We start from the raw sequence: 18,977 nt of genomic DNA on the forward strand, positions 1-18,977 counted from the left end.
AACGGGCCGGAAGCAGCGAAAAAAAGGCCGCCCGGGGAAAGGCGGCCTAGGGGAAACCCGAGGGCTCGGGGTGGGGTGGACGCGGCTGCGTAGGCCGCGCCGGGGTTCAATGGATGCGGAACATCGGCACCGGTTCTGGCGCGTAGCTGCTGAAGCGGACATGCCGCAGGTGGGACGCCAACGCGGCTTCGGCTGTGCGTGCGGCTTGCCAATCCGCACGGGTGTAGCGCACCTCGTCCTGCGTGCATCCCCGCAGTTGCGCCTCCAGAGTGCGCAGGCGGCGGAAGTCGAGGTAATGCGCGGTTTCGTCGGCGACCAGCAGCCAGGTGGCTTCGTCCAGCGAGGCTGCAGGATCGCGAAGCAACAGCAGGGCCTGTTGCAGGCGGCTGAGCAGGACGGCGTCCTGCGACCAGTCGCGATCCGCCAGCAGGCTGCGCAGCAGTTGCACGCGTGCGTCGTCGACGGGGTGGGGCGAGGAGGAAGAGGAAGAAGCGACAACGTTCAGCAGGGTCATGGCGCACCTCGTGGGGGAGAGGGCTCCGGCGTGGGGAAGCGCCGGATGCAGGACCATGGTGCCCTTGCGATGCCATGTGTGCGCCTGCTGGAAGCCATCGTGACCATGGGCACCATGCCGATGGTCACGCCCTCAGCGGTACGCGATGTCAGGTGCGGAGCAGTGCCTTGCGCACCGGGGCGAAGCTGTGCCGGTGGTGCGCGCACGGACCGTGCAGGGTCAGTGCGGAGAGATGCGCGGGCGTGGGGTATCCCTTGTGGACGTCGAACCCGTACTGCGGGAATGTCGCGTGCAGCTGCACCATCAGGCGATCGCGCGACACTTTCGCCAGGATCGAGGCGGCCATGATCGCCGGCTCGATGGCATCGCCGCCGACCAGTGTTTCCGCCATGCAGTTCAACCCTTTCGGCGCGCGGTTGCCGTCGATGCGGACCAGCTCCGGCAGCGGTTGCAGCGCCATGACGGCGCGGCGCATGCCTTCCATCGTCGCCTGCAGGATGTTGAGGCGGTCGATCTCGTTGGGTTCGACGAAGGTGACGTGCCAGGCGAGCGCGCGTTCCTGGATCTGCGGGAACAGCGCTTCGCGCCTGGCTTCGCTCAGCTGCTTGGAATCGTTGAGGCCGGCGATGGGGCGCGACTCGTCGAGGATCACGGCCGCGACGGCGACCGGGCCCGCCAGAGGTCCCCGGCCGGCCTCGTCCACGCCAGCGACCAGACGGACGACGGGATCGGGAAACAGCGAGGCCATGGTCATCGCGCAGTGCTTCCTGTAGGAGCGACGTAAGTCGCGACCGCGGAAACGACATCCACGGCGAGTCCGCTCGTCGCATGAACGGATGGAGAGGGACGTGGTCTGGCGGACGGTGACGAAGCAGCGGCTGTCATGGCGTGCGGGCGCGACTTACGTCGCTCCTACAGGGGCTGTGATCAGTTCCGCCACCGCCTCGGCCGCGCTCGCCGAGGCATCCTGGCGCAGCTGCGCATGCAACTGCTGGTAAATCGGCTGCAGCGCGGCGACGGCGTCCGGTGCACGGAACCAGCGCAGGACGGCCGCGGACAGCTGCTCGGGCGTGCAGTCGTCCTGCATCAGTTCCGGCGCGATGTCCTCGCCCGCCAGCACGTTGGGCAGCGCGTAGCGCTCCACCTTCAGCAGGCCGAGCCCCGTGACGATGCGGTAGGTCAGCGGTGCGATGCGGTAGCCGACCACCATCGGCCGTTTGCACAGCATCGCTTCCAGGGTCGCGGTGCCCGAGGCGAGCAGGACGACATCGCTTGCGATCATCGCATCGCGCGCCTGCCCATCGAGCAGATGCCAGGCCGCATCGGCGCCGTGCGCGGCGAACTGCGCGTCCAGCGCCTGCCGGCAGGCGACATTGGCGGCAGGCACGACGATCTGCAAGCCCGGCATCTGAGCAGCGACCAGGCGCGCGGCGTCGAAGAAGGCCGGCGCCAGCCGCCCGATCTCGCCGAGCCGGCTGCCCGGGAGTACAGCCAGCACCGGTGCATTCGGCGACAGCCCGAGCGCCGCGCGCGCCGCAGCGCGATCCGGCTGCAGGGGGATGTCGTCCGCCATCGGATGGCCGACGAAGCGCGCATCCACGCCGTGCTTCGCGTAGATCGGCGGTTCCATCGGGAACAGGCACAGCACGCGGTCCGCGCTGTGGCCGATCTTCCCGGCGCGCTTCTCGCGCCATGCCCATACGGAGGGACTGACGTAATGCACGGTGCGGACGCCGCGTTCCTTCAGCCAGCGCTCGATGCCGAGGTTGAAGTCCGGTGCATCGATGCCGACGTAGACATCGGGCTTCCAGTCCAGCACGCGCCGGCGGAACGCCTTGCGCAGGCGCAGCAGGCGCGGCAGGTGGCGCAGCACTTCGGCCAGGCCCATTACTGCCAGTTCGTTCGCGTCGAACCAGGTATCGCAGCCGGCAGCGCGCATGGCGTCGCCACCGATGCCGGCGAACTCGGCGTTGGGGAAGCGCGTCTTCAGCGCAGCGATCAGCCCTGCGCCGAGACCATCGCCGGAGGCTTCGCCCGCGCACAGCGCGATGCGCAGCGGGATTGCGGCGGGAGTCGTGTCGCCGGGCTCCCGCACCGGGTCCATCAGCGTTGCAGCGGCCGTTCGCCGCTTTCGATGAACTGCAGCAGCGCCCTCACGTCATCGCTGGCGCTGGCCTGTTCGGCCAGCTGCTGCTTGGCTTCCGCCAGCGGCAGGCCGGCCACGTACAGCGTGCGGTACGCGCGCTTGATCGCGGCGATGCGGTCGGCGTCGAAGCCGCGCCGCTTGAGGCCTTCGCTGTTGATGCCGCGAGGCCGGCCGGCGGCATCGCCGGCGACCATGGTGAACGGCGGCACGTCGCCGCTGAGCAGCACACCCATGCCGATGAAGGCATGCGCGCCGACGCGGCAGAACTGGTGCACGCCGGCGAAGCCGCTCATGATCACCCAGTCCTCGATGGTCACGTGGCCGGCGAGGGTGGAGTTGTTGGAGAACACGCAGTGGTTGCCGATGATGCAGTCGTGCGCCACGTGCGTGTAAGCGAGCAGCATGTTGTCGTTGCCGACGCGGGTGATGCCGCTGCCGGTGACGGTGCCGCGGTTGATCGTGACGAACTCGCGCACCTGGTTGCGGTCGCCGATGACGAGTTCCACGCGCTCGCCCTTGAACTTCTTGTCCTGCGGATCGCCGCCGATCGCGGCGTGGCCGACGAAGTGGTTGTCGCGGCCGATGCGGGTGGGACCGGTGACGGTGCAGTGCGGACCGACCACCGTGCCGTCGTCGATCTCGACCTCCGGGCCGATGTAGGCGAACGGACCGACACGCACGCCTTCACCAAGCTTCGCGCCGGGATCGACGACGGCACTGGGATGGATGGCGGTGGGGGCGCTCATCTCAGCGGGTGTCCTCGGCGCACAGCACGTCGGCGCAGGCGACCTGTTCGCCATTGACCGAGGCGACGCCGGTGTAGAAGGCCATGTTGCGGATCAGCCGCTTCAGGGTGACGTCGAGGTCCAGGCGGTCGCCGGGCACCACCATGCGGGTGAAACGCGCGTTCTCGACCTTCACCATGTAGAACATGCGGCCCGCGGTATCGCCCTGGTGCGACAGCTGCGTCAGCAGGCCGCCGGCCTGCGCCAGCGCCTCGATGATCAGCACGCCGGGCATGATCGGGCGGTCCGGGAAATGGCCGGTGAAGAACGGCTCGTTCTGGGTGATGTTCTTGTAGGCCAGCACGCGCTTGTCCTTCTCGAACTCCACCACGCGGTCCACCAGCAGGAACGGATAGCGGTGCGGCAGCAGCTTGCGGATGGTGGCCGCGTCGACTGGCAGTTGCAGGTCCAGGGTCATCAGGTTTCCTTGTCGGCCGCCAGCACGCGTCGTGCCAAGGCGTCCAGTTGCTTGAAGCGGGCGGCGTTCTTGCGCCAGGTACGGTTGTCGGTGAGCGGTGTGCCGCTGGAGTACTCGCCGGGCTCGGTGATCGAACTGGTCACCAGCGACATGGCGGTGACCACCACGCGGTCGCAGATCTCCAGATGCCCCAGCACGCCGGCCGCGCCGCCGATCAGGCAGTAGCGGCCGATGCGCGCGCTGCCGGCCGCGGCGCTGCAGCCGGCCATCGCGGTGTGCGCGCCGATGCGGACGTTGTGGCCGATCTGGATCTGGTTGTCGAGGCGGACGTCTTCCTCCAGCACCGTGTCGTCCAGCGCGCCACGGTCGATGGTGGTGTTGGCGCCGATCTCGCAGTCGTCGCCGACCACCACACCGCCGAGCTGCGGCACCTTGATCCAGTGCCCGCTGTCCATCGCCAGGCCGAAGCCGTCGGCACCGATCACGGCACCCGGATGGATCAGCACGCGCTGGCCCAGGCGCACGCGTGTGACCAGGGTGACGCGGGCGACCAGCTCGCAGCCCTCGCCGATGACGCAATCGTCGCCGATCACGCTGCCCGGGCCGATCACGCTGCCCTCGCCGACGATGCTGCGTGCGCCCACCACGACGAAGGGCCCCACGTGCGCGCCGGGCGCGATGCGCGCGCTCGGATCAACGACGGCGCTCGGATGGACGCCGGGTTCGCGGACCGGCTTCTGTTCGAACAGGGCCGCCATCTTGGCGAACGCGGTATACGGATCCTTCGCGACCAGCAACGTACCGGTCGCGTCGCCGGCGTCATCGGCGCGCAGCACGACCAGGCTGGCGCGGCTGTCGGCCAGCTGCGCGCGGTAGCGGCTGTTGGCCAGGAAGGCGAGTTGTCCCGCCTCGGCCCGGGCGAGCGTGGCCACGCCGTCGATGCGCAGGCCGGCATCGCCGCGCAGCTCCAGGCCGAAACGGTCGGCCAGCTCGCCGGAGGTGAAGGAAGGAGGGGTCATAGGCCGCGTAGTTTAGCCCCTGCCGCCCCAGAACCGCTTCCACGGGGGCGTATGGTGGACAGCAGAAGGGGGGCTTGCGCCCCCCTTCGTCGTCTGCGGATCGCGTGGCGCCGCCGTCAGAACGCGCCGCCGAAGGTGAACTGCAGGCGCTCCAGTTCGTCGCCGTCTTCCTTCTTGATCGGGAAGGCGTAGCTGATCGAGATCGGGCCGACCGGCGCGCGCCACAGCAGGGCCACGCCGGTGGAGGCGCGCAGCTGGCCGGCGTCGAAGTTGTCCACGCCGTCGAACACGTTGCCGAAGTCGAAGAACGCCGACACGCGCGCGGCGTTGGAATCGAACAGTTTCGGGAAGATCAGCTCCACCGAGCCCGTGGTCTTCAGCGAACCGCCCAGCGGCTGGCCGCGATAGCCGGAAATGACCTCCGAACGCGGACCCAGCGTGTTGTCGCGGAAACCGCGCACCGAGCGCGTGCCGCCGGCGTAGAAATTCTCGAAGAATGGAAGGCCGGTGGCGACCAGGGTCCTGTCCAGCGTGCCGCCGTCCGCGCAGGTGCCGTCGGCCGAGGGCGTGGTGGGCGCCTGGCCGGGTATCTGCGGGTCAGAGCCGGTCGCACGGCAGATGTAACGGTAGATGTCGGAGCCGTAGCTGTCGCCGTAGCCGACTTCGGCGCGGGTGTTCAGCACGAACGAGGGGCTGAGCGACCAGTACTTGGAGAACTCGTAGTTGAGCTTGTAGTACTGCACGGTGGAACCGGGCAACGCGACCTCCGCCGACACGCGCTGGTAGGTGCCGCCGGTAGGCATGAAGTAGTCGTTGCGGGTGTCGCGTGCCCAGCCGAGTTCGGTGCGCCACGCATGGAACGTGCGCTGGCCCACGGCGTCGATGTAATCGATGATCGACCGCGGCGTGGAGCCGCCGAAGGTCAGGATCTCGTTGCTGTCCACGCCGAACAGCAGCGAGACGGTGTCGTTCTCGGTGATCGGCAGGCCCAGGATGCCCTGTGCCGCGGCGCTGGTGGTCGAATACTGCGCGGTGTTGAAGTCCGAGTAGTCGAACTCGCGCCACCACAGGTTGTAGCCCAGCGACATGCCTTCGTCGGTGAAGAAGGGATTGGTGTAGGAGAACGAGTAGCGCTGCAGGTAGTCGCTGCGCTGCGCTTCGACCGACACGCGGTTGCCGCCGCCGAGGAAGTTGTTCTGCGACAGCTGGATCGACGTGGTCAGGCCGGACAGCTGCGAATAGCCCAGGCCGAACACGAAGCTGCCCGACGTCGTCTCCTTCACGTTGAAGACCACGTCGACCTGGTCGTTCGTCCCGGGAACCGGGTTGGTCTCCACGTCGACCGTCTCGAAATAGCCGAGGCGGCGCAGGCGCACGCGCGACCGGTCCACCGCGACCTGCGAGAACCAGCTGCCTTCGAACTGGCGCATTTCACGGCGCAGCACCTCGTCGGAGGTGCGCGTGTTGCCCTTGAACACGATGCGGCGCACGTTGACGCGCGGCCCCGGCACCACCTGCAGGTTGATCGCGACGGTGCGGTTCTCGCGGTCGACGGTCGGGATAGGATTGACCTGCGCGAACGCGTGGCCGATGTTGCCCAGCGTGGCGGTGATGGAGTCCGCGGTCATTTCCAGCAGGATGCGCGAGAACGTCTGCTCTGGCTTCACGATCACCAGCCGTTCGATCTCTTCCTTCGGCAGCACCGTGTCGCCGGTGACCTTCACGTCGGAGATCTTGTACTGCTCGCCTTCGGTGATGCCGGCGGTGATGAACATGTCGCGCTTGTCGGGACTGATCGACACCTGCGTGGAATCGATGTTGAAGTCGACGTAGCCGCGGTCCAGGTACCAGGAATTCAGGCGTTCCATGTCGCCGGACAGCTTTTCCTTCGAGTACTGGTCGTCGCGGCGGTACCACGACAGCCAGCTGGACTCCTTCGACTCCCAGTTCTCCAGCAGGTCCTCGGTGGCGAACTTCTCGGCACCGACGACATTCACGTGCTTGATCTTGGCCGCCTTGCCTTCCTTGACCGCGATGGTGACGTCCACGCGGTTGCGATCCAGCGGACTGACGGTCGGCGTGATCTCGACGTTGTACTTGCCGCGGTTGTTGTACTGGCGGACCAGTTCCTGCGTCACGCGGTCCAGGCTGAGGCGGTCGAAGGTTTCGCCCTCGGCCAGGCCGATGTCCTTCAGGCCGGAGGTCAGGTCCTCGGTCTTGATGTCCTTGTTGCCGGTCAGCGTCAGCTTGTTGATGGCCGGACGCTCGGTGACGGTGACCACGAGGATATCGCCCTGCCGGTCGAGCCTGACGTCCTCGAAGAAGCCGGTCTTGTAGAGCGCGCGGATGGACTCGCCCACGTTGGAGGGCGTGACGACGTCGCCGCGCTCGATCGGCAGGTAGGTCAGTGCGGTACCGGTCGAGATGCGCTGCAGGCCGTCGATGCGGATGTCGGTCGCGGTGAACGATGCGGTGCTGAGCGGTTCGGCCGCTACGGGCGCGGCAGCGGGTTCCGTCGTCTGGGCCAGTGCCGGCATGGCGATGGCCGAAGCCAGGGCGAGGGCAAGCAGGCGGCGGGAAGGCAGTCGCGTCATCATTACATCCGGTTGGGGTGGTTCCTGCTGGGCAGGAGTGGACTGCGGGGCGGCGGTCCGGGGTGCAGCAAGGGGAGGGGCGGCCACCTTGGAGCGGGCCGGCCCGTGGAAGTTCAGGGGCATCAGGTCACCAGACGCGTCATCAGACGCAGGATGTCGTTGTAGAACGCCAGTCCCATCAGGCCCGCCAGTGCCGCCAGGCCCACGTATTGTCCGGCCACCATGTGGCGCTCGCTCAAGGGGCTGCCCTTGACCAATTCAATAAGGTAATACAGCAGGTGCCCGCCGTCCAAGACAGGGATGGGCAGCAGGTTGATGATGGCCAGGCTCAGGGACATGGCCGCGAGGAACCAGAGGAACCAGTCCGGCCCGCGCTGGGCCGAGACATTGGCGACCTGGGCGATGGTGATGGGCCCCGAGACGTTCTTCAGCGAGGCGTCGCCGGTCAGCATGCGACGGATCATGCCCAGCGAGTCCGAGGTCAGCTTGCCGGTCTCGCGCAGTGCCGCCGGAACCGCCGCCAGCGGGCCGAAGTGCAGGCGAGCGTCGTACGCGGGCATCTGCCGCTCTTCCGGCGGCGCCAGGCCGAGCGCCCAGTAGTGCCCTTTGGCGGCATCGGGATGCTTCGTCCAGCGCGGCGCCAGTTCGAATGCCAGTCGCTCGCCGGCCCGGTCCACCTCGATCATGGCCGCGCCGCCGCGCTTGCCCAGGGCGTCGACCTGACGGGCGATGTCATCGAAACCGTGCACCGGCTGGCCGTCCACGGCCGTCACGATGTCGTGGGCTTTCAGGACGCCGTCGGCGACGGAACCAGGGGCAACCTTGCCGATGACGGCCGGCGTAACCCAGTGCTGCCAGGTCAGGCCCATCAGGCCGATGGCGTTTTCCTGGTCGAAGCCGGCTGGCAGCCGGGACAACGGCAGGGTGCGCGTCAGCGTGGTGCCGGTGGCGGTTTCGACCTCCACCGGCAGGTTGTCGCCGTCGATGGCGGCTTTGGTCAGGACGATGGATGCGTCGGTCCACGTATCGATCGTGCGGTCGCCGACGCGGACGATGCGGTCGCCGCGCTGGAAGCCGGCGTCCGCCGCGATGCCCGATACGCTGCCCAGCGTGGCGGAGTAGTCCTGCTTGCCGATGACGAACATCGCCCACAGCAGGATCACGCACAACAGGATGTTCGCCACCGGGCCGGCAGCCACCACGGCGATGCGCTGCCAGACCGACTTGCGGTTGAAGGCCTGGTCGAGCTGCGCCGCGGGGACATCGCCCTCGGCCTCATCCAGCATCTTCACGTAGCCGCCCAGCGGAATCGCGGCGACCGCGAATTCGGTGCCATGGCGGTCGCGACGCGACCAAAGTGGCTTGCCGAAACCCACCGAAAAGCGCAGTACCTTGACGCCGCAGCGGCGCGCCACCCAGTAGTGGCCGAATTCATGGAAGGTGACCAGCACGCCCAGCGCCACGATCATCCACCAGATTGAGCCCAGCACTTCACTCATCGGATGTCGGCGCTCATGGGGAGAGGTGGCCTGCGAGGTTGCGTTCGGTCAGTTGGCGGGCCTGCGCATCCGCCGCCAGCAGGACCTCCAGCGAATCCGCGGGCGCCGCAGGCAGCGCAGCGAGGGCGTCCTCGACCAGCGCGGGGATGGATAGGAAACCGATCCGGCCCTGAAGAAAGGCTGAAACTGCGACTTCGTTCGCAGCATTGAGCACCGCCGGCGCGGTGCCGCCCGCCGCCATGGCGTCCCAGGCCAACCGCAGGCAGGGGAAGGCCTCGGTATCCGGGGCTTCGAATTCCAGTCGTGGATGCTTCAGCAGGTCGAGCCCGCCCACGCCGGAGTCGATCCGCGCGGGCCAGCCCAGGCCGACCGCGAGCGAGGTGCGCATGTCGGGCAGGCCCAGCTGCGCCAGCGTCGAACCGTCGACGAATTCCACCAGCGAATGCACCAGGCTCTGCGGATGCACCAGCACGTCCAGCCGTTCGCGGCCGACGCCGAACAGGTGGTGGGCTTCGATCAGTTCAAGGCCCTTGTTCATCAGCGTGGCCGAGTCGACCGAGATCTTCGGCCCCATCGACCACTTGGGGTGCGCCACGGCCTGTTCGCGCGTGACCTGTGCCAGGTCGGCCCGGCTGCGGCCTCGGAACGGGCCACCCGACGCGGTCAGTACGATGCGCTTGACTTCGGCCTGAGCCTGCCGTGAACGCAGGCACTGGAAGATGGCGTTGTGCTCGCTGTCGATGGGGATGATCTCGGCGCCCGCGGCATCGGCCGCTTCGGTCACCAGCTCGCCGGCCAGCACCAGCGACTCCTTGTTGGCCAGCAGCAGGCGCTTGCCGGCGCGCGCGGCGGCCAGCGTCGAGGACAGCCCGGCCGCACCGACGATGGCGGCCACCACAACGTCGCAGTCGGGGGCCGCGACCAGCGTATCGAGCGCTTCCATGCCGGCGTGCGGCTGAGTGGCGAGGCCGGCGTCGGACAGTCCGTCGCGCAGGCGCGCGTACAGGGTGTCGTCGGCGATCACGGCGTGGTCGGGCCGATGCGCGATGCACAGCGTGAGCAGCGCCTCCACGTTGCAGCCAGCCGCCAGCACGCTGGCGCGGTAGCGATCCGGATGGCGCGCGATGACATCCAGCGCCGACGCGCCGATCGAGCCCGTCGCGCCCAGGACCGCCACGTTGCGGGGGGCAAGCGTGCTCATGCTCAGAATCCGAAGACTTCCTTGCCCAGCACGAAGATGGGCAGGGCAGCCAGCACGCCGTCGATGCGGTCCAGCACGCCGCCGTGGCCCGGGATCAGGTCGCCCGAGTCCTTGGCGCCGACGTGCCGCTTGAGCAGGCTTTCGAACAGGTCGCCCACGACCGAGAACAGCACGGTGAAGATCGCCACGACCAGCACTCCGGCCAGCTGGCCGACGCCGGCGCCCGCGATCAGTGCGCCGGCCGCGGCCACCAGCATGCCGGCGGCCAGGCCGCCCAGCAGGCCTTCCAGCGTCTTGTTCGGGCTGATCCGCGGCGCCAGCTTGCGGCCGTTGAACCAGCGGCCACCGAAATGGCGACCCGCGAAATACGCACCGCTGTCGGCCGCCCACACGATGGCCAGGGCGACGAACAGCCAGATGTGGCCGTTCGGTTGCGACGAGTGGATCAGTCCCAGCGCGCACCAGGCCGGGACCACGGCGAGCGTGCCGGCAGCCAGCTTGAACACACGGGCCCAGGTCTCGTGGTCGGAGGCGAAGGTGAAGAAGCGCAGCCACAGCAGCGCCAGCAGCCACCAGACCACACCCACCAGCGCCATCAGGCGCAGCGGCACCAGGTCGGTCGCATCGCCTGAGCCGCGCGAGGCCCACACCAGCGCCACCATCACCAGCAGGTTGGCGGTCAGCAGCACGGTGCGCTGCAGGGTGTCGTCGATCTCGGCGAGCTTGAACCATTCCCACAGGCCGACCAGGAACACCAGCGCGGCCAGCATGGCCAGCCAGGAGGTGGGCAGCAGCAGGATCGCGCCGATGGCGAAGGGCGCCATCACCAGCGCGGCGATGACACGGGTACGGGTCGCGCTCATGCGGTCGAATCCTCGATGGCGCCGGTGGCGACCTGGGCACTGGTCAGTCCGAAGCGGCGCTCGCGCTGCGCGAAGTCGTCCAGCGCGCGCTGCAGCAGGGCCGCGTCCAGGTCGGGCCACAGCACGTCGGTGAACCAGAGTTCGGTGTAGGCCAGCTGCCACAGCAGGAAGTTGCTGATGCGGTGGTCGCCGCCGGTGCGGATGAAAAGGTCGGGCGGCGGCAGGTCGGCCAGGGCGACATGCGCGCCGAGCGCGGCCTCGTCGATGTCCTCCGGCCGCAGGCGACCGGCCGCGACGTCGGCCGCCAACGCGCGTGCGGCGTGCGCGATGTCCTGGCGCCCGCCATAGCTGGCCGCAATGACGAGGTGCAGGCGCCCGTTGTCGCGGGTCAGGGCTTCGGCGGCGTCCATCCGGCCACGGATGTCGGACGAGAAGCGGGCACGGTCGCCGATGAAGCGCACGCGCACCTGGCGACGGTGCAGTTCGTCGACCTCGCGGTCCAGCGCGTTGAGGAACAGCTTCATCAGCGCGCCGACTTCCTCTTCGGGCCGGCCCCAGTTTTCGCTGGAGAACGCGAACAGGGTCAGCGCGCCGATGCCGCGCTCCAGGCAGAAATCGATGCAGACGTTGACCGCGCGCGCGCCGGCACGGTGGCCGATCACGCGCGGACGGCGGCGGCGTTCCGCCCAGCGCCCGTTGCCGTCCATGATGACGGCCAGGTGGCGGGGCACGGACGCGGGGACGGCAGGGGACATGGCAGTCCTCAGACCGCCATCAGTTCCTGTTCCTTGGCCTTGACGACATCGTCGACGTCCTTGATGGACTTGTCGGTGAGCTTCTGGATCTCGTCTTCGGTCTTGCGCTCTTCGTCTTCCGTGATCTGCTTGTCCTTCAGCAGGTCCTTGATCTGCTGGTTGGCGTCGCGTCGGATGTTGCGGATCGCGACCTTGGTGTCCTCGCCTTCGCCATGGACCACCTTGGACAGCTCCTTGCGGCGCTCCTCGGTGAGGGCGGGCAGGTTCAGGCGGATGGTGGTGCCGGCGGTATTCGGGGTCAGGCCCAGGTCGGAGGCCAGGATGGCCTTCTCGACCGCGCCGACCATCTGCTTTTCCCATGGCGTGATCGTCAGCGAGCGGGAGTCGGAAATCGTGACCGTCGCGACCTGGCTCAGCGGCATGTCGGACCCGTAGTAGTTGACCTTCAGGTGCTCGACCAGGGCGGTCGACGCACGGCCGGTGCGGACCTTCACCAGCGTGTGACGGAGCGCCTCGATGCTCTTGGTCATGCGCGCCTGCGCGTCTTTCTTGATGTCGTTGAGCATCGCCCTTTCCGTTGCAAAGCCTGTAAACGACGGATTATAGGGCGATTCGGGGCCGTTGCCGACCGCTGGCGGGCCGTTCAGTGCGAATGATGCGGTGCCGCATCATGCAGGTCGTGGCCGCAGCCGGCGCCGCGTTCGATCTGCAGGGTGGCATGGTTGATGCCGAAACGGTCGTCCAGCGCGTGCACGGTGGCATCGATGAAGGCGTCGTGGTCATCGTCGCGCGCTCGCACCAGATGTGCGGTCAACGCGATCTCGTTGGCGCCGAGCGACCAGATGTGCAGGTGGTGCACGGCCGATACACCGGGCTGTTCCTGCAGGAAGGCGCGGACCTCTTCGGCGTCCACATGGCCGGGAACCGCGTCCATCGCGGCGTCGAAACTGGCCCGCAACAGGCCCCAGGACCCGATGGCGACCACCACGGCGATCAGCAGCGCGGTGGCCGGATCCAGCCAGGCCCAGCCCAGCGTCGCCATGCCGACACCGGCGAGCACGGCGGCCAGCGAAACGGCGGCATCGGCCATCAGGTGAAGGAAGGCGCCGCGCTTGTTGAGGTCGTGCGCATGGCCGTCCTTCACGAGCCAGGCGGCCCCCAGGTTGACCAGGATGCCCAGCGAGGCGACCACGATGACAGGCGTTGCTGGAATTTCGGGCGGCGCGCTGAAGCGTCGGAACGCCTCCCAGCCCAGCGCACCGGAGAACACCACCAGCAGGACGGCATTGGCCAGCGGGGACAGCAGGGTCGCGCGGCGCCACCCGTAGGTATGCCGTCCGCGCGGCCGGCGGCCGGCGAGGGCGGCGGCGCCCCAGGCCAGCGCCAACCCGAGTACGTCGCCCAGGTTGTGCAGCGCGTCCGAGAGCAGCGCCAGCGAATTGGTGTGGAAGCCATAACCCGCCTCGACGGCGGTGTAGGCGAGGTTGATCAGCGTGACCCACGCGAACGTGCGCGTGGCCGATGCCTGTGGATGGGCGTGCGCCCCGTGTCCGTGATGGTGTCCGTGTCCCATGGCGGGCTAGGGTGCCGGCGGGGTTGGCCGGACACTATTACAGCGAGCGCCTCGCCAGTCGCCCGGAAGACTCAGTTGCGGCCCTTCACCAGCGTACCGACATGCTCGCCACGCAGGATTCGCATCAGATTGCCCGGAACCGACAGGTCGTAGATGCGCAGCGGCACGTCGCTGTCGCGGCACAGGGCGAAGGCGGCCGTGTCCATCACCTGCAGGTCGCGGGCGATCACGTCGTCGTAGGTCAGCTGGTCGTAACGCACGGCGTCGGCGTGCTTGCTGGGGTCCTTGTCGTAGACGCCGTCCACCTTGGTCGCCTTCAGCAGCAGGTCCGCGCCGATCTCGATCGCGCGCAGGGCGGCACCGGAGTCGGTGGTGAAGAACGGGTTGCCGGTACCGGCCGCGAAGATCGCGATGCGGCCCTTTTCCAGGTGGCGGATCGCGCGGCGACGGATGTAGTCCTCGCACACGTCGTTGATCTTGATCGCGCTCATGACGCGGCACTTGGCGCCGAGCTTCTCCAGCGCATCCTGCATGGCCAGCGCGTTGATGACCGTGGCCAGCATGCCCATCTGGTCGCCGGTCACGCGGTCCATGCCTCCCGCGGCCAGGCCGGCGCCGCGGAAGATGTTGCCGCCGCCGATCACCAGGCCCACTTCGGCCCCAGCGTCGCGCGCCTCGATGATCTCGCGGGCGATGCGGGTGATGACGGCCGGGTCGATGCCGTAGTCCTCCGCCCCCATCAGCGCCTCGCCGGACAGTTTGAGCAGGATGCGGCGATACATGAGCGGTGCGGGCATGGGAGGTCTCGGCGTGGGGGCAAACGGCGCAATTCTAGCCGAGTGCGCCTGCCTCAGTCGCCGGGTTCGTAGATCGCGTAGAGCTTGCGGGCCGTCTCGAGCACTTCCCACAGGCCGGTGAAACCCGCCGGCACGACGAAACTCTGGCCCGCCCCCAGCAGGACCTCGCTGCCGTCGTCGCCGCGCAGGCGCACGCGACCGCTGAGCAGGTGGCAGAACTCGTGCTCGGTGTACTGCACGCGCCAGGCGCCCACGCCACCTTCCCAGACGCCGCAGTGGAACCGGTCGTCCTGCGTCGAATAGGCATTGCCGACGGCCTGTTGCGGCTGACCCGTGACGAGGCGTTCGGCGGCGACCGGCGCACGGCTGGCCTCATCCGGGGTATGCGGTACGGGAACGATGCGGGGCATGGGCGTTGCCTGCGGACGGGGCGACTATGATGTCGCCTCCCTTCGCCAGCCATCAAGGAACGGCCATGAGCGTGCGCACCCTGCAGGAATTCATCGCCTCGTCCCGCGAGAAGGACGCCAGCCCCGAAGCGTTCGAACTGGAAAGTCCCCATCTGCTCGAAGTGCGCTTGAACGGCCTGGTCTGGGCCAAGGCCGGCGCCATGGTCGCGCGCAAGGGCGCGGTGAAGTTCACCCGCCAGGGCGTGCTGGAGCAGGGACTCGGCAACCTGCTGAAGAAGGCGGTCAGCGGCGAGGGCATGCAGCTGATGAAAATCGAGGGCCAGGGACGCGTCTACCTGGCCGACGCCGGCAAGCGGATCACCCTGCTGCGGCTGGCCGGCGAATCCATCTTCGTCAACGGCAACGACGTGCTGGCGGTCGAATCGGGCATCGAAAGCCGCATCACGATGATGCGCAAGGTCGCCGGCATGCTGTCGGGCGGGCTGTTCAACGTGCGCCTGAGTGGCCACGGCATCGTGGCCATCACCTCGCACTACGAGCCGCTGACACTGCCGGTGAACGCACAGACCGGGCCGGTGTTCACCGATCCCAACGCGACGGTCGCCTGGTCGGGCGGCCTGACGCCGGAAATCATCACCGACATCTCGTTCGGCACGCTGCTGGGACGCGGGTCCGGGGAAAGCATCCAGCTGCGGTTCGCGGGTGAGGGCTGGGTGGTCGTGCAGCCCTACGAGGAAGTCGTGTACCAACCGAGGCAATAGGCGCCGGGCTTTTCTCTGTCCCCAGGTTGCTCGCAGGTTCGTGGGACGAGCTTCGAGGATGCGATTGCACTGTTGGAGACCACCTGCACCGCCCACGCCCAGTCTCCGGCACGCGCTGCCGCCGTACTGAGCTTCTCGTGCGCGGGGGTGTGGCCACGTGCGTCACACAAGCGCAGCGCCCGGAGTAGCGACCTCGTCGCCCCTAGCGACTCTGCATCGGTGTGTCTGAGCTACCTGTTGGTACATTCTGTTACCGCTATTACGTTTCTGAACATCCAAGAATTGACCCTGAGGGGGGGCAAAACTACACGGAGTTTTGTGATCAAGTTGGCAATAATAATTGAGTGTTGCGTAACCTAATTCCAACATTTGATTAACCTGCTATTAAGGACCGTGGCTGGCCTGAAGGGGCGTGCCGCACATTCTCGGAGAGGGCGGGCCCGTCCGGACGCTCATGTGAATCAACCTGCAGCAGGGAGTCGCATCGTGTCCAAGCGAACGTTCAATCGAACACTCAAGCGCAGCGCCCTTACGGTGGCGCTCGGCGTCTGCTTCAACTCTTCGATCTATGCCCAATCCAACACCTCCGGCGCGGTCTTCGGCCAGGCCTCGGCGGGCGAGAAGGTCCTGGTCCAGAATCCGGCGACCGGTTTCAGCCGTGAAATCGCGATCGGCGCCGACGGTAGCTACCGCGTATCAGCTCTCTCGCCCGGTACGTATCGTGTGACGCTGCAGCGCGCCGACGGTACGACGACGACGCGCGAAGTCGCGGTCAACGTCGGTACCGGTACGGCTGTCAACTTTGCTGCGGAAGGCACGGGTAGCGGTGCCACCACGCTGGGCACGGTCACGGTCACCGGTTCCCAGCTCGTCAACCCGATCGACGTCTCTTCGGTCGAGTCCACCACCATCCTGACTTCCGAGCAGCTCGCGCGGATCCCTGTGCCGCGCGACACGACCTCGGTGGCGCTGCTCGCCCCGGGCACCGTGCGTGGTGACGGCGCCTTCGGCAACCTTGCTTCGTTCGGTGGTTCATCCGTTGCCGAGAACCAGTACTACATCAACGGCTTCAACATCACCAACTCGTTCCGTAGCCTGAACTTCTCCAAGGTGCCTTTCGAGGCAATCGCGGAGCAGCAGATCAAGACGGGTGGTTATGGCGCCGAGTTCGGTCGCTCGCTTGGTGGCGTGGTCAACCAGATCACCAAGCGTGGTACCAACGAGTTCAAGGCAGGCGCCAATGTGTTCTGGTCGCCGAAATCCCTGCGTTCGGACGTGGAAGACTACAAGTTCTCGAATCCGCTGGTGCCGGGTGACTTTGGCGATGTGGCCGAGAACAACAGCAAGGACACGCAAGATGAGCTGATTGGTGCCGTCTGGGCAGGCGGCGCGTTAATCAAGGACAAGTTGTTCGCCTATGGCCTGCTGTCCTACGGAAAGACCGACACGGACGCCTGGGGCAACATGGATGCGGTAACCAACCGCAACGGTTCGATCAAGAATCCGACCTGGTTGGCCAAGTTCGACTGGAACATCAACGACAGCAACAAGCTCGAGCTGACGGCGTTCTCCGACAAGCAGGAGAGCGAGACACGGGTCTACAACAACACGCCAGGTGAAGTGGATCGCACCAACTATGTTGGCACGGTGTTCGATGAGCAGGGTGGCAACAACTATGTCCTGAAGTACACCGGTTATCTCACTGACGCTTTCACTCTGACCGCGCTGTACGGCCACGGCGAATTCAAGCGCTCGCAACACCTCAAGAACCCGGACGGCTCGATCGTCAGCTACAACGGCGATATCACGACCGCCTATACGACGAGCATTACCGGCACCACCGCGTTGGGGGGCTGCCCCGCGATCATTGATGTGCGGCCGGGCTATCGCAAGGACATTACCGGGGCCTACGGCAGCCTGTGCCATCTTACCGACGGTGCATTGCTCCAGGCGTCGAACAACAAGGACACCCGCGACCAGTACCGCATCGATGCGGAGTGGATCCTCGGGCCGCACCAGTTGCGCTTTGGCGTGGACGTGGACAACTACGAATCCGTGGCGGGCGAAGCCAATGTGGGCGGCTGGCTGTGGCGCTATTCGACCAACAACGGCCCTGATGGGCGGCCGAACACAGGCGACGAGTTCGATGTCGTGCGTCGCCAGACCACAGCTCGTGGCACCACGATCGAAGTCAAACAGCGCGCCTACTACCTCGAAGATACGTGGAAGATCACCGACAACTTCCTGGCCTATCTCGGCGCACGCTGGGACACCTTCGAGAACCTCGGCGCCGATGGCCGCGCCTTCGTCAAGATCGACAACCAGTTCGGGCCGCGTCTGGGCTTCTCCTGGGACGTCAATGGCGACTCGTCGCTGAAGATCTACGGCAATGCGGGCCGCTACGCTTTGCCACTTACGCCTAGCGTTGCCGTTCGTGGCTCCAGCGCCTCGATCTACCAGCGCAGCAACAACAATCGCTTTTCCGGCGTCGATCCCGTCACAGGTGCGCCGATCCTGATCGGGCCCCTCAATCCGCTTGGCTTGATCAACGGCGAGGACGGCAGCGCGCATGATCCCAACACGATTGCCAGCAAGAATCTGGACCCGATGTACCAGGACGAGTTCATCCTCGGCTTCCAGACCACGATGACCGACCACCTCAACTTCGGTGCGCGCGCCATCTACCGCAAGTTGAAAGCCGCCATCGACGACAACTGCGATTACACGGCCATCACCGATCTGGCAGATGCCGATGGACTCGACTACACAGTTCCAAACCCGGGGTTCCCGTACTGCCGTCTGTTCAATCCCGGCGAAGATGCAGTGCTGGTTACCGACCTGAATGGCGACGGCATCTACACCACCTACACCGTGGAAGGCGATCGCCTGAGTCCGCCCGCCAAGCGGTCGTACAAGGCGCTGGAACTGTTCCTGGACGGGAGCTGGGACAAGTTCTTCTTCCAGGCGTCGTATACGCTGGGATACAACAAGGGCAACACCGAGGGCGGCGTGAAGTCCGACATCGGTCAGGGCGACACCAATACCACGCAGGATTTCGACTATCGCGAACTGACGGTCGACACCTACGGCTACTTGCCCAATGACCGCCGCCACGCGTTGAAAGTGTTCGGCAACTACGACTTCAATGACGAATGGTCACTGGGCGCGAACCTGATCGTCCAGACGGGGCGGCCGATCAACTGTCTGGGCGTTCTGGATACCAACCCCCTGGAGCCCGTCGGTGTAGTGAGCAACTACTCCCCGCACCCTTACGGCTCTGGCTTCATGCGTTGCAGCAACTCGGAGTCCGGTGCTTCGATCGATTCGACCGTGAGGGCTGTGCCACGTGGGACCGCGGGGCGCTTGCCGACGACCACCAGCCTGGACTTGAACATCGCCTTCCGGCCCTCGTTCGCAGAGGGTCTGCAATTCAAGGTGGACGTGTTCAACGTGTTCAACTCGCAGAAGGTCACGGCCGTGAGCGAAGTGGCGGAAGACTCTGCGACGGGCAATCCCCTGAGCACCTATCTGCTTCCTCGCTCCTATCAGGCGCCACGTTCGGTCCGCTTCATGGTCCAGTACGACTTCTGATCCCGCGTCTGAACGAAGAACAAGACCAATCACTGCTCGCTGCTCGGCCGC

General features: G+C 66.7%; 17 protein-coding genes. 2 read left to right on the top strand and 15 right to left on the bottom strand.

All coding sequences use genetic code 11. From position 1 onward, the window contains the following. Positions 1-106: 106 nt before the first annotated feature. From CSC78_RS09085 to CSC78_RS09155, 15 genes are all read right to left on the bottom strand, one after another. Positions 107-514 (bottom strand): hypothetical protein, encoded by a 408-nt coding sequence (locus CSC78_RS09085; protein ID WP_162337598.1) that lies wholly within the window; start codon positions 512-514, stop codon positions 107-109. Positions 515-662: 148 nt separating this feature from the next. Next, on the bottom strand, positions 663-1,268 hold the full coding sequence (gene rnhB, locus CSC78_RS09090; RefSeq protein ID WP_162337599.1) for a ribonuclease HII: 606 nt from the start codon (positions 1,266-1,268) through the stop codon (positions 663-665). 147 nt (positions 1,269-1,415) lie between these two features. After that, positions 1,416-2,618, bottom strand: a complete 1,203-nt coding sequence (gene lpxB, locus CSC78_RS09095; protein ID WP_162337600.1) for a lipid-A-disaccharide synthase — start codon at positions 2,616-2,618, stop codon at positions 1,416-1,418. Next, positions 2,618-3,406, bottom strand: a complete 789-nt coding sequence (gene lpxA, locus CSC78_RS09100) for an acyl-ACP--UDP-N-acetylglucosamine O-acyltransferase (RefSeq protein WP_162337601.1) — start codon at positions 3,404-3,406, stop codon at positions 2,618-2,620. Before lpxA ends, lpxB begins: the two co-directional genes overlap by 1 nt. Before the next feature lies 1 nt (position 3,407). After that, positions 3,408-3,863, bottom strand: a complete 456-nt coding sequence (gene fabZ, locus CSC78_RS09105; RefSeq protein ID WP_055935832.1) for a 3-hydroxyacyl-ACP dehydratase FabZ — start codon at positions 3,861-3,863, stop codon at positions 3,408-3,410. Beyond that, positions 3,863-4,882, bottom strand: a complete 1,020-nt coding sequence (gene lpxD, locus CSC78_RS09110; RefSeq protein ID WP_162337602.1) for a UDP-3-O-(3-hydroxymyristoyl)glucosamine N-acyltransferase — start codon at positions 4,880-4,882, stop codon at positions 3,863-3,865. The genes fabZ and lpxD overlap by 1 nt, the downstream gene beginning before the upstream one ends. A 116-nt stretch (positions 4,883-4,998) precedes the next feature. Next, on the bottom strand, positions 4,999-7,476 hold the full coding sequence (bamA, locus tag CSC78_RS09115) for an outer membrane protein assembly factor BamA (protein WP_162337603.1): 2,478 nt from the start codon (positions 7,474-7,476) through the stop codon (positions 4,999-5,001). Between the two features lie 122 nt (positions 7,477-7,598). After that, positions 7,599-8,975 carry an RIP metalloprotease RseP gene (gene rseP, locus CSC78_RS09120; protein ID WP_162337604.1) on the bottom strand — a complete coding sequence of 459 codons (1,377 nt, stop codon included), beginning with the start codon at positions 8,973-8,975 and terminating at the stop codon, positions 7,599-7,601. Between the two features lie 13 nt (positions 8,976-8,988). Further along, the gene (locus tag CSC78_RS09125; protein ID WP_162337605.1) at positions 8,989-10,176 is read right to left on the bottom strand and encodes a 1-deoxy-D-xylulose-5-phosphate reductoisomerase; all 1,188 of its coding nucleotides are present in this window, start codon (positions 10,174-10,176) and stop codon (positions 8,989-8,991) included. A gap of 2 nt (positions 10,177-10,178) precedes the next feature. Beyond that, positions 10,179-11,039, bottom strand: coding sequence for a phosphatidate cytidylyltransferase (locus CSC78_RS09130; RefSeq protein WP_162337606.1), 861 nt, complete (start codon positions 11,037-11,039; stop codon positions 10,179-10,181). Next, positions 11,036-11,794: a polyprenyl diphosphate synthase gene (uppS, locus tag CSC78_RS09135; RefSeq protein WP_162337607.1), complete on the bottom strand. Its 759-nt coding sequence runs from the start codon at positions 11,792-11,794 to the stop codon at positions 11,036-11,038. The genes CSC78_RS09130 and uppS overlap by 4 nt, the downstream gene beginning before the upstream one ends. 8 nt (positions 11,795-11,802) lie before the next feature. Next, positions 11,803-12,360, bottom strand: coding sequence for a ribosome recycling factor (gene frr / locus CSC78_RS09140; protein WP_162337608.1), 558 nt, complete (start codon positions 12,358-12,360; stop codon positions 11,803-11,805). Between the two features lie 77 nt (positions 12,361-12,437). After that, positions 12,438-13,367, bottom strand: a complete 930-nt coding sequence (locus CSC78_RS09145; protein WP_162337609.1) for a cation diffusion facilitator family transporter — start codon at positions 13,365-13,367, stop codon at positions 12,438-12,440. A 71-nt stretch (positions 13,368-13,438) separates the two neighbouring features. Next, complete coding sequence (gene pyrH / locus CSC78_RS09150; protein WP_162337610.1) at positions 13,439-14,164, bottom strand: UMP kinase; 726 nt, start codon at positions 14,162-14,164, stop codon at positions 13,439-13,441. A gap of 53 nt (positions 14,165-14,217) precedes the next feature. Beyond that, complete coding sequence (locus CSC78_RS09155; RefSeq protein WP_162337611.1) at positions 14,218-14,574, bottom strand: cupin domain-containing protein; 357 nt, start codon at positions 14,572-14,574, stop codon at positions 14,218-14,220. Positions 14,575-14,639: 65 nt separating this feature from the next. Here CSC78_RS09155 and CSC78_RS09160 point away from each other — a divergent pair, with 65 nt between their 5' ends. Together CSC78_RS09160 and CSC78_RS09165 are read left to right on the top strand one after the other, a co-directional pair. After that, on the top strand, positions 14,640-15,335 hold the full coding sequence (locus tag CSC78_RS09160) for an AIM24 family protein (RefSeq protein ID WP_162337612.1): 696 nt from the start codon (positions 14,640-14,642) through the stop codon (positions 15,333-15,335). 486 nt (positions 15,336-15,821) lie between these two features. Continuing rightward, a complete protein-coding gene (locus CSC78_RS09165; RefSeq protein WP_162337613.1) occupies positions 15,822-18,926 on the top strand; it encodes a TonB-dependent receptor in 3,105 nt (1,034 codons plus the stop codon). Positions 18,927-18,977 lie beyond the last annotated feature (51 nt).

Source organism: Pseudoxanthomonas japonensis, from assembly GCF_010093445.1.
GTDB classification, from domain to species: domain Bacteria; phylum Pseudomonadota; class Gammaproteobacteria; order Xanthomonadales; family Xanthomonadaceae; genus Pseudoxanthomonas_A; species Pseudoxanthomonas_A japonensis.